Source organism: Marinobacter alkaliphilus, from assembly GCF_055394375.1.
Genome location: NZ_AP043751.1, coordinates 2,238,714 through 2,250,222 on the forward strand (window position 1 = coordinate 2,238,714; position 11,509 = coordinate 2,250,222).

An 11,509-nucleotide genomic window follows, 5' to 3' on the forward strand; every position below is an offset into this window, starting at 1 on the left:
GAACAACCGAGCAGCGACTCAGAACAACAACGGAGTAGCCTTCCAATGACAAGAAAAACTCAACCGTGGCAGCGTTGGACCAAGTTACCGCTTGCCGTCGCCATAGCCGCCGGCGTGTCCGCCCCGGCCTCTGCTATCTCCTTTTATGTGGGAGATGTTGAAGCGCAGTTCAATACCACGTTGTCAGCTGGTGTGGGTTGGAGAACTCAAAGCCAGGATAAGCGCCTGATTGGCCAAGGCAACCTTGGCCCTGAGTATACTCCGGGGCAGCCGCTCGAGAACATCGGTGCGTCTACCAACAACTATGATGACGGCAACCTGAACTTTGACAAAGGCGATACCTACTCAAAGATTGTTAAGGGTAACAGTGAACTGTTCCTCGATTACTCTGTAGACAGCAATGTGCTGACTCGTGTGGGTGGTCTGGTACGTGGCCGTTACTGGTATGACTTCGAATTGAAAGACGAAGGTCGGGCGACTGACGATGTCGGGCAGCAGCGTGAGCTTAACGACCGCGCCAAGGCCAATGCCTCTGGTGGTGAAATTCTGGATGCTTACATTTTTACTGATTGGTACTTCGGCAATATGCCTGTCAGTGCCCGTTATGGTAAGCAAGTGGTTAGCTGGGGTGAAAGTACGTTTATCCAGGGTGGTATCAATACCATTAACCCGATTGACGTTCCTGCCTTCCGCGCCCCGGGCGCCGAGCTGAAAGATGCTCTGTTGCCGGTAGAAATGTTCTATGTGTCGGCTGGCCTTACTGATTCTATCACTGTAGAAGCCTTCGTTCAGGCTGACTGGGATCCGGTTCGCCCGGATGACTGTGGCACATTCTTCTCAACCAACGACTTTGCCGCTGACGGTTGCGGTCCGGTATTGTTGGCTGGCCAACTGCCTGACTCCCAGGCGTTAGCGCAGGGCTTTGTTGCACCGCGTCTGGCTGATAAAGAAGCAGATTCCAAAGACCAGTTTGGTGTGGCGCTGCGTTGGTACGTACCAGCACTGAACGACTCTGAATTTGGTTTCTACTACATCAAGTACAATAGTCGCCTGCCCTATGTAAGCGGCCTTGTGAGCAACCCGGCGTCGCCCAGTGCCACGCAGCAGAACGATCCGAATCTGCCGAATTCCACTTTTCCAAGTTATTTCATTGAGTACCCTGAGAACATTAATCTTTACGGTATCAGTGTGAACACTACCACTCCGGGTGGCTGGTCATTGGGCGCTGAGTATAGCTTCCGGGACAATGTGCCGCTGCAGTGGAACGCGTTTGAGTTGATCTTTGGTGGTCTTCAGCAGCGTGGGCCGAATGGCGAAGTGCTGAGTGGCCTGGAGCGCCAGCGCCTTGCAGAATCCAATAACGCCAACCTGGCTGGCAAGCCTGTAGAGGGCTATGATCGCTTCAAGGTGTCTCAGGCACAGTTTACTCTGATCAAGTTCTTTGATCAGGTGATGGGCGCAAGCCGTATGTCTCTGATCACCGAGTTTGGTGCAACCTATGTGCACGACCTTCCCGATACATCAGAAGCTCGATACGGTCGTTCTGGTACCTTTGGCATTGGCGCTCTCCCGCTGGATTCCGGTGCGGACTTTTGTGCGCTTGGTGCAAACATCAACACCAACTACTGTAACAACGAAGGGTTCACCACGTCCTTCTCCTGGGGCTACCGTTCCCGCCTGGTGTGGGACTACCCCAACGTTTTTGCAGGCATCAACCTGTCTCCCCAGCTGGCGTGGAGTCATGACGTGAAAGGTTATGCACCGCAGCCCGGTGGAGCCTTTAACGAGGGCAACAAATCCATCGGCCTGTCTCTGGAAGCGGTTTACCAGAACAAAATCACCGGTAACATTGGTTACACAAACTTTTTCGGTGGCAAGCCGTATAACGAGTTGACCGACCGTGATTTCGTGAGTGCTAGCGTCTCTTACTCATTCTGAACCGGACCGAATTCGTTTAACGAGGTAATTTAAATGAAACTGAACAAGAAACTACTGGCCACAGGCGTACTGGCTGCAAGTCTCTTTGCGGGCCAGGCCTGGGGCGCGGTTTCTGCTGAAGAAGCAGCCAAACTGGGCGATACTCTGACACCGATGGGTGCGGAGCGCGCAGGCAACGGTGGCGACATCCCTGAGTGGACAGGTGGCATGACCACCCCGCCGGCAGGCTATAAGGGTGATGGTATTTATGTAAACCCATTCCCGAACGAGCAGCCAAAGTTCGTCATTGATCAGAGCAACATAAGTCAATACGAAGACAAGCTGTCCCCTGGCCAGATTGCCATGATTCGGCAGTACCCGAATTACAAGATGCCGGTTTACACCACGCATCGGACGGCAGTCTACCCTCAGGACATCATGGATGAGACGGTAAAGAACGCTACTCGTTCCGAACTGATCCAGAATGGTAATGGTATTGGTAACTATGCCAATGCTACTCCGTTCCCGATCCCGCAGAACGGCCTTGAGGCGATCTGGAACCACATTACCCGTTATCGTGGCGGGTCTGTTCAACGTAACGTTGGCCAGGTTACACCAACCACTAATGGTGCTTTTTCTGTGGTCAAATTCCAGGACGAGCTGACCTGGAACCGTTACCTGTCTGACTATCAGGAAGGGCAAGACGACAACGTTCTGTTCTATTTCAAGCAGGCCATTACCGCTCCGGCCCGACTGGCGGGTAACGTTCTGCTGGTACACGAGACCCTGGATCAGGTGAAAGAGCCTCGCCGTGCGTGGATCTACAACGCCGGTCAGCGTCGTGTTCGTCGCGCTCCACAGGTGGCTTACGATGGCCCGGGTACCGCGGCTGACGGCATGCGTACCTCTGATAACTTCGACATGTTCAACGGCGCTCCCGATCGTTACAACTGGGAACTGGTCGGCAAGAAAGAGATGTATATTCCTTACAACTCTTACAAGCTTGTTGATCGTAACCTGAGCTATAGCGACATCATCAAGGCTGGTCACATCAACCAGGACCTTACCCGTTATGAGCTGCATCGTGTGTGGCACGTACGGGCCACCCTGAAAGACGGTGAGCGTCATGTGTATGCCCAGCGTGACTTCTACCTGAACGAAGACTCCTGGCAGGCGTCGGTCATTGATCATTACGACGGCCGCGGCGAGCTGTGGCGTGTGGCTGAAGCCCATGGCATGCAGTTCTACGATCAGGATGTGCCCTGGTACGCCATCGAAGTTCTGTATGATCTGCTGTCTGGTCGCTACCTCGCGTTGGGTCTGACCAACGAAGAGAGCAATCCGTACAGCTTCGGTGTTAGCCGCCAGTCACGGGACTACACGCCGGCCGCGCTGCGCCGTGCAGGTACCCGATAACAGGCGAGTTTGGCAGTAACTGAAAACGGCGGGCCTTTGGCCCGCCGTTTTTTTGTGGCCGTAACCGAACTTTTGGTGTTAAAAATTCGCCACTGACAAACTTTTTACACGTCAAAATTTTGCAGCTCACCCCACCTTTGGTTTAACCTTCTTCCAAGCAACTCATACTAAAGGCGTACCCGATGCAGGACGCCAAGCCATAATCCGTGAAAAGAAGATTCTTTTTACGCCGGCCTGTTGATAGCAGGAAGCCGGTTTTAAATGGGGCAGTGCGTGAAATCCTATAATGATGGCTGTGCAGCCAACGATGAATTTCAGTCCGCCAACAATGGCCTTGCGCATGGAGAGCTTGTGCGAGACCTTCTGGAGCAAAGGCTTCAGATGCCGGCAATTCCTGTCTCCAGGCTAATCCGGCCAGAGCTGGACCAGCAGATCCTGGCCGCTATGTCGCCAGGACATCTGTTGTTTCTGGAGGCGCCCAGTGGTTATGGCAAAACCCACTCCCTGGTCAGCGCGCTCAATGCTGCGCCGGATGCCAGTATTCGTTGGGTTACACTTAACGGCGGTGACAACGCCCCTTCTCGTTTTCTCTCACTGTTGGCCACGGCCCTTGGTCTGTCTGAGGTCTCAGCGCCAAATGGCGGTACTTTCCAGGATCATCTTTCTGTTCTTCTGGTCACCAAAGCCCGACAGAAGGAGTCCAATCGGGATGTACTGGTTCTGGATAATCTTCATCATCTGACGAACCCGGCTGTGGTGGGATTACTCCATCAACTGGCTACGAACATTCCTGGCAACCTGGCGGTGGTGATGGCATCACGTTTACCCCTGCCGTTTGAGAGCCACACGCTGGATCTGCAGGGTGTCTACCAGCACTTGTCTGTGGATCGCCTCGAGTTCTCCCGGTCGGAAACGTTCGAGTTTTTTCAGCAAGCACGTGATGAACGCCTGATTACCAGTGTGGCCATCGACCACCTGTACAACCTGACGGAAGGCTGGCCAACCCCATTGGCCCTGTACCTTCGTGAGCTCGCTCGTGGCGATGAAAGAAAGCCGGTTCACGAAACCGAGTCCGTGGAACGGTTTATCAAGAGCACCGTGCTTGCGCCGTTGGCGCAGTCACAGGTTCGCAGTTTGCGAGTGATGGCGGAACTCGAAAGCTGTTCAGATGAGCTGTTCCTGACACTGGAGGGCACCACCGCAGAGCCGGATATGCCGCCATCGTCGGCGGCGGAACGCGGATTGCCATTAAAGCAGGTGCCGGGGAGGGGGCGTTGGTATCGTTTGAACCCATTGCTCCAAGCCTGGTTACAGGCGCCCATGATGGGCGGTTATGCCACCCGTATGTTGATGGCAAGCCGTTGGTTTGGGCAACGGGAGCAGTTTCCGGAGGCGCTAAAGTACGCCTTGCTGGCGGGTGAAAATGATGAAGTCATACGCATCGCGTCCGAGGGCACCGAGGCACTGCTGTTGGGGCAAGACACGGCGTCGTTGCTGACGCTGCGACGAAGCCTGCCTGCCCAGTTGCTGGAGCGGAGTGCCAGGCTGCGAATCGTCTACGGCTGGGTTCATGCGATTGGTGGCCAATTCCGCCAGGCGAGAGAGTTGCTCGAATCGTTCAGTGTGTCAGATCTAAGAGAACAGGAAGCCCGAATATACGCCCTTAAAGCGTTTATCCTTCGTGGTGAGGGCTTTGTGGCACCTGCGCTTGAGATGGCTGACAAGGCGCTGGCGACGGGAGGCTTGTCTACCCAGGCGCAACTGGTGACTCAAATTGTCAGGTCCAGTGCGTTATGCGCTGGTGGGTACTTTCAGGCAGCGCGGGATGCCAATCGAACCGCTGCAAAGTTGGCTCGGGAAGCTGGCGACTCTGGTTCTGAAGCACTGGCAGTCTATGCTCACGCCAGGATTGAGCTGGGCAAGGGTGCTCTGGGCCATGCAGAACAGCTTTTGCGAACCGGGCTGGATACCGCCATGCAAGAGCTCAGTCGGCCCGCCCGTATTGGGGAAACACGGTTACAACTGAATCTGGTTCTGGTGCTCTGGCATAAAGGGCGTCTGAAGGAGGCCGATCGCCTGTTGGTGAGCTGTGCCCGGCATGCGGAGCAAACTCGTGATCTGGGGCTGCTGCTGGCTATGGCGTTGAGGGTTCTGATGTGTCGGGCTCAGGGCCGTATGGATGACGCTTTTGTATGGATTGGCCGTGCCGAACGAACCATGCATTCCTGGCAGGTTGACGAGTCTGTTTACCTGCCGGTACTTGAAGCGCTGAAGGCGAGCTGTTGGTTGGCCTGCGGTCAACCTGAGAGCGCCTCTCAGGCGATGACAAAGCTGGCACCTTTCCGTAAGGACGGCTGTGTTCCTGAACTGTTCCCGATGATTCCGGGCTTGCTGGACTGTTTGCAGGTGCGGATTGATCTGGTGAACGGCGACCTGATTCGGGCCAGGGAACATCTCTCTGCTGTGTATCACCGGTACGAAGACACCTTACCCTGGGGGCTTCTGCTTCATGCGGGCCTGCTCGATGCGGTGCTCCTGACGGAAGAAAAAGGGCTGCCTGCTGGCAGGCGACAGCTGGAAAGCGTCGTTCGGGAGGCCGCCAGGGAACACTTCATCAGTCCTTTCGCAGAACTGATGCAGGAGCTACGCCCCCTCATGGAAAAGACCTTCAGGGGGTTGGAGAAATGTCCCTTTACCAGTGCGTTGGGCGAACTGTTTGGTATCGAGGGCGCGGTGGTGGTTGCCGATGCGCTCGCGGAACCAATCAGTGACCGGGAGCAGGGTGTTCTTGAGTTGATTGCCAAGGGCCTGTCAAACCAGGAAATCGCAGACAAGCTGCATATCTCGCTGCATACCGTGAAAACCCATGCACGAAGAATTAACGCCAAGCTGGAAGTGAAGTCCAGAACCCAGGCGATTGTGCGGGCACGGGAGTTGGGGCTGCTTTAGTCAGCCCCCGGCCTTCAGCTCCTCAATCCGGGCGTCTTTCTCTGCCCATATCTCGCTTATCCAGCGCTGGAAGTCCACGCGCAGCTCCCGGTTACCCTCGTAATCCATGCCCAGAAACCGCTCGGGTACCTCCCGGGTGCGAATGTCGATAATGATTTTGTCTACCCTGCCGCACAGGTAGTCCCAGATTCCAGGCGTTCCTTTAGGGTAGACAATGGTCACATCAAGCATGGTATGAATCATCTCGCCCATGGCGCCAAACACGAAAGCTGTTCCACCGGCGCGGGGTTTCAGCAGGTTTTTATAGGGTGAGTTCTGGCGGGCCTGTTTTTCTGTTGTAAAGCGGGTGCCTTCCATAAAGTTGAAGATGGTCACCGGCGTGTAGCGAAATTTCTCACAGGCAGCTCGGGTAGCTGCAATGTCTTTGCCTTTCAGTTCCGGACGCTTGGCGATCTGCTCTTTGGTATGGCGATGCATGAACGGAAAATCCAGCGCCCACCAGGCGACGCCTAGCAGTGGTACCCAGATCAATTGCTTCTTGAGGAAGAATTTCAGCAGGGGAATCTTGCTGTTCAATACGTACTGAATCGCCGGAATGTCTGTCCAGCTCTGGTGGTTACAGGTCACGAAGTACCAGTGCTTGCGGCTGAGTTCCTGAGCGCCCCGAACGTCCCATTCAACTTTGTGGAACAGTTTTACCAGTGTGTTATTGAAGCCTATCCAATACCAGGCGATGCCATTGACGATCACAGTGCAGACCTTACGCACGGCCGTGACCGGGATCACCAGTTTGATGATGGCGAACAGCAGCAGGAACGGAAGGAAAACAATGGTATTCAGCAGGATAAGCAGAACCACCAGAACCCCTTTCAATGGGGCGGGCAGGAAATTGAGCATGGGCACTATCTCTGTAGGTTCAGATTGTAATGTCAGCCTTCAAACGGGCTGGCCAAGGCGCCTTCCGCGCCGGGAAGCAGCGCAGTATCTGCCTTTACTGAGGCCAGTTGTTTGAACTTGGCGGGGGTGCGCTCTCCCAACAAATTCCTGAATTCCTGATCATAGAACTCAAGGTTGTTGTAGCGAATCATGGAGCGAATCTCTTTTATATACTCCTCACCCCGTTCGGAATAGCCAAGTAGGCCTTCCGCCATTGCCAGCCCGGAAAGCGGCTGTTCCGCCTGGCGGTTCTGCAATCGGAGGTCTCTGACCAGTTGGTAGGTGGGGTGTCGGTTCAGGTTCTGGATATACGAGCGAACGGACTGATAGGGAGAGGAGAATTTTGCCACCTCATGGCTGGCCCCTTCAACACGGCTCAGGGGTACAAGACCACAGCCTTTGCTGAAGCACCACTGACCGAACAGGTTATTACCCTCAGTGGCAAAGCGAGACGTGCCCCAGGCAGATTCATTGGCGGCTTGGGCAAGAATCAGCGATGGCGGAATAACATCCAGTCGCTTTCGTAACAGCGCAAATTGCTCTTCACTGCCGGTTTCGGCATCAACCCTCAGGCGTTGTGACTGATCAGTCAGCCATTTTTCTTCGCGATCTGAGAGTTCGGCTTTGCTGGCAAGCGACTCAAGGTATTCGCGTTCAAGCAGAATGCGGGAGTTGGCAAGAACAATCCGCGGGTAAAGGAACGAGAAGAACGCAACTTTACGTTCGGTGGTGTCGCTGTAGCCTGAGAAATCCGGTAGGTCTTCGTTTGCCCAGGCGGGGAGGCGCGGAAGCGACGCAAGAACCACTTCATCATCACCGTTACCTTCACCAGAATAATCTGGTGGAACGTAAAGAGCACCGGCTACAGCGAACAGAGTCAAAGGAACAAACAGCATCAGCGCCCGGGTAACTGCAGTCATAAAACCTCTCGTCTTTATGGGTATGTCAGGCGATATGGCAGAAATTATAACAGGTTATACGAGGGCGTCCTGAGTATTGGTTCTGTTAGTCCGATTCCGGGATCACCGTGGCTATCAGTAACCCGGTCTGAAACTCGGGGCCGGTGTTATCCCGCAAGGTCAGAAATATCTGGTCACCTGTTCCTGTGTAGAATCCCGCGAGTGTGAGTTCGCCGCCGCTAAGGGTGATCTCGCCGTCTTCCGAGGCAGTGACGCCGAGTGAGGATGCCAGGCTGGCTTGCCTTGGCTCAGAGACGTTACTGGATGGGATATCGTGGTGAATCTCAAAGCCGGCAGCGTTAATGGTCGCGCCGCCTCCGTCGTCCAGTTCCAGCAAGCCGTTGTGGATCTGATGCATCCGACTGGTGTTATCGGTCATGGCGATGATAACCCCCTGAAGCCTGTAGCGGGCCGGCACCAGTGAATCAGTGGGAGGCTGGCCGGCGATCACCAGGCCGTCGCCGAGGTAACTGTCATCCAGATTGAAGGCCATCAGTGAGCCGTCCGGGGTGGTGGCGCCCAGGCCCATGTCCGGTGTTCCAAACGCTTCGCCGGCCTGGTCCTCATAGAGGGTCAACCTGCCCATATATTGGTCTGACTGGCTCGGGCGAGACAATCGGTTAGCCATGTTCCAGTCACCGGTTCCAGAACTCGCCTCTGCTCGCACTTGGCCATTACTGGCCCGGACAACCCGGAACTGATCGAGTGTCACCTCAGCTGCCAGCCGGTTGCCATCAGGGGTTTGGGTGTCCCAGGTGCCGTGCCCGGTTTCGAAAACCAGTGGGTCATCTTCATTGCCGAATCGGGGCGCGATATACACCAGGTTATAGCGTTGCTCTGCCAGTGTGAACAGGCTGAAATCGCTGCTGCGCTCCAGGTGCAGCTCAAACACAGAAAGGTAGTGGTCTTCCAAAGTGTCCTGGCGTTTGAGTTTGCCTCCCTCTTCCTGAAGCTCAATGGCTTTGCCGGCCGAGAAATAGCTGGTGAGCACTCGGTCCGGGCTGCTATCCGGCTCTGCCGGCGCGGAGGTGAAAGCATCCAGATGATAGGGATTTCGGGTCCAACCCGTGATTCTGCTGCTGTCGCGGCCAGTCACACTCTGGTACAGGGCGCGGCCTGCCAGCAACCGGGCGGGGTTGATCGCATCACCGTTCTGGGCATCGCTTCGGGGTGGGGTGAGTGTGGCTGCCCCGGGAGCGCTTGAATGGCTGTTGCGCGCCCAAAGATCCGAACCCCGGTTGAAGAAAGTCTGGACGCCGCCGTTGTCCAATCCGTGAATGAGTGTTTGCCGATCGTACGGAATGTCGGTGGCCAAAGAGGTGACATTGATGTTGAACGCTTCAAAGGATGTGAGCGTGAGCGCTGGGTAAAGATAGGCGCTTCCGGTGGCGGTGAGCGCCTCTTCCTGGGCGGTACGGACACCCCATTGGCCGGCGCCGAACGCATTGGATTCCCGGAAGGTCTGGCCAAGCTCCAGCCCCAGGAAGACCGAATTGTAATCGGCGGAACTGGCGCGGACGGTGTCTGAATTATCCTGGCCGAGCAGGGCATAATCTGCCATGGCAGCCACGTAGGCTTTGAAGTCGGCCCGGTTATCCAGCCGGTCGAGGGCGCTGGCAATACTCGCATTGGTGCCGATATCGATCTCGAAGTCATGTACCTGGTCCGCGACCGTGCCCCAAACATACTTGTTCAGGCAAAGGCTGCTGTTGACACAATTCATGACCGTTTGAAAATCGATGGCATCGTAATTCCCCAGCCCCTCGACAACCAGGTAATGGGAAAACGGGTTGACCTTCACATCCCGGTCCGCGTCGGCGGCGAGGGCTTTGAGCGTGGTGCCGCGATAGGAGGCTTCGATAACAACATCGGGCCCGATCGGGACACCGTCCTCAAACGCAATGATCAGGTAACCATCGTCGTCCGTGGCAGTTGAAAAACGCACCGTGCCAAGGTCTTTCCTGAGGGTATAGTCCGTACGGTAAACCTCGACACGGTCGGGCACCACAATCCGCAGATTCCTGCGCGTGGGTTCACCCTGCGGGGCAACGCTGGCCGGCACTTCCATGGTAACCCGGACTTCGTTCGGTCTCAGCCCGCGGGCGTTGTTGGAGTCGCCGGTACTGCCAGGGGTGAAATCGTCCAGGGCATTGACGGCATTGCCGAACCGGTTGGGGATCTCCTTGACACCATCAATAGCGCTGTCGCCACTGCAGGCGGTGAGTATCAGGGTGGCGGCCAGTAGGGTGGCGAGGTTCAATCTCATGCCAGACAATCCGTTGAGTAAGTATCCGGGAAGCCTAGCAACAAAAAGCGGGGGAGAGCGTGAGGAGTAGCACGAATCCGTTACCCCGCGAGTCGGCCGGGTAACGGATTCTGCATCGGTGAGAGGCGGTTAGAAGAAAATCTTGATGCCGGCCAGCACACCTTCATCCAGGTTGATGTCTGGGGAGCCGGCAAAGTCCAGCTCGGTGTTCAGGTAGCGGTAACCGGCAAACACCTCAGCATTGCGAATTACACGGTAGCTTCCGCGCAGTTCCAGGCTGGTCATGTCGTCGGAATCGCCGAATGACAGAATGGTTGGGGCGTAGTGGAGGCTACCGCTGAACGACAGGCCTGGTACGTCTGGCACATTCACGGTGGCAAAACCACCCAGGCCAACCGCACCGCCGTCTACGTCCAGGCGACGCTCGTCATAAAAGACACCTTTGAGGCCCACACCGGCAGTAGTTGGCAGGTTGCCAATGGACGTACGGCCTTGCGCGTGGAAGTCAATGTTGCCGATATGGCGGCGGCTGTCACGGTAGGTGTAGCCTGCGCCCAGCTGAATATCGTTCTGAGCGCCGAAAAAGTTGACCTGGCCCTTTGCCGAGTTATTGGTCAGGCTCAGATCCAGATCAGCGGCGAACACAGGGGCGGCTGCCAGAGAAAGCGCCAGAGCGGAGATGCGGGTTACTTTCATGTTTACACCTTATTGCTGTCGTTTGAGTTCAGACCGGCCGGAACTGCCGGCATCAGCGATAGTTATGACTGAGAGGATGGTAACGACCTGCCAACCGCATCACAACTTAAATGCCCGTAAGCCGTTGGAAAGGGTAGTCAGTCGGGCTGATGTGGCCTTGCTGATTCAGTGCCGGGTGGCTTCGTCGATCTGGTCGAGGTCATCCGGAGAAACGTTCTCGGCGGGTACCCGGTACTCTTCATTGGCCCAGGCGCCAAGATCAATCAGTTTGCATCGTTCGGAACAGAAAGGCCGAAATGGGTTGGTTTCCGTCCATTCGACAGACTTTTTGCAAGTGGGGCATTCAACATTCATATCAGAATCCGGGCTG

Annotated in this window: 8 protein-coding genes; 3 read left to right on the plus strand and 5 right to left on the minus strand. The window is 55.7% G+C overall.

The features are described 5' to 3' along the window. Window positions 1–45: 45 nt before the first annotated feature. The 3 genes from ACZ5Q2_RS10255 to ACZ5Q2_RS10265 all read left to right on the plus strand — a co-directional run bounded on the left by ACZ5Q2_RS10255 (window position 46) and on the right by ACZ5Q2_RS10265 (window position 6,282). On the plus strand, window positions 46–1,938 hold the full coding sequence (locus tag ACZ5Q2_RS10255; protein ID WP_061331514.1) for a DUF1302 domain-containing protein: 1,893 nt from the start codon (window positions 46–48) through the stop codon (window positions 1,936–1,938). Window positions 1,939–1,971: 33 nt separating this feature from the next. Next, entirely contained in the window at window positions 1,972–3,333 is a 1,362-nt protein-coding gene (locus ACZ5Q2_RS10260; RefSeq protein ID WP_061331513.1) for a DUF1329 domain-containing protein, read from the plus strand. 273 nt (window positions 3,334–3,606) lie between these two features. Next, complete coding sequence (locus ACZ5Q2_RS10265) at window positions 3,607–6,282, plus strand: helix-turn-helix transcriptional regulator (RefSeq protein ID WP_227510107.1); 2,676 nt, start codon at window positions 3,607–3,609, stop codon at window positions 6,280–6,282. Here ACZ5Q2_RS10265 and ACZ5Q2_RS10270 read toward each other — a convergent pair whose 3' ends face one another. From ACZ5Q2_RS10270 to yacG, 5 genes are all read right to left on the minus strand, one after another. After that, on the minus strand, window positions 6,283–7,179 hold the full coding sequence (locus ACZ5Q2_RS10270; protein ID WP_061331511.1) for an acyltransferase: 897 nt from the start codon (window positions 7,177–7,179) through the stop codon (window positions 6,283–6,285). It abuts the gene before it with no gap. 32 nt (window positions 7,180–7,211) lie between these two features. Then, window positions 7,212–8,138, minus strand: a complete 927-nt coding sequence (locus ACZ5Q2_RS10275) for a glucosaminidase domain-containing protein (protein ID WP_432210173.1) — start codon at window positions 8,136–8,138, stop codon at window positions 7,212–7,214. A gap of 85 nt (window positions 8,139–8,223) precedes the next feature. Beyond that, the gene (locus tag ACZ5Q2_RS10280; protein ID WP_432210172.1) at window positions 8,224–10,443 is read right to left on the minus strand and encodes a hypothetical protein; all 2,220 of its coding nucleotides are present in this window, start codon (window positions 10,441–10,443) and stop codon (window positions 8,224–8,226) included. A 129-nt stretch (window positions 10,444–10,572) separates the two neighbouring features. Continuing rightward, on the minus strand, window positions 10,573–11,139 hold the full coding sequence (locus tag ACZ5Q2_RS10285) for a YfaZ family outer membrane protein (protein ID WP_319634714.1): 567 nt from the start codon (window positions 11,137–11,139) through the stop codon (window positions 10,573–10,575). A 165-nt stretch (window positions 11,140–11,304) separates the two neighbouring features. After that, window positions 11,305–11,493 (minus strand): DNA gyrase inhibitor YacG, encoded by a 189-nt coding sequence (yacG, locus tag ACZ5Q2_RS10290; RefSeq protein WP_058089895.1) that lies wholly within the window; start codon window positions 11,491–11,493, stop codon window positions 11,305–11,307. Window positions 11,494–11,509 lie beyond the last annotated feature (16 nt).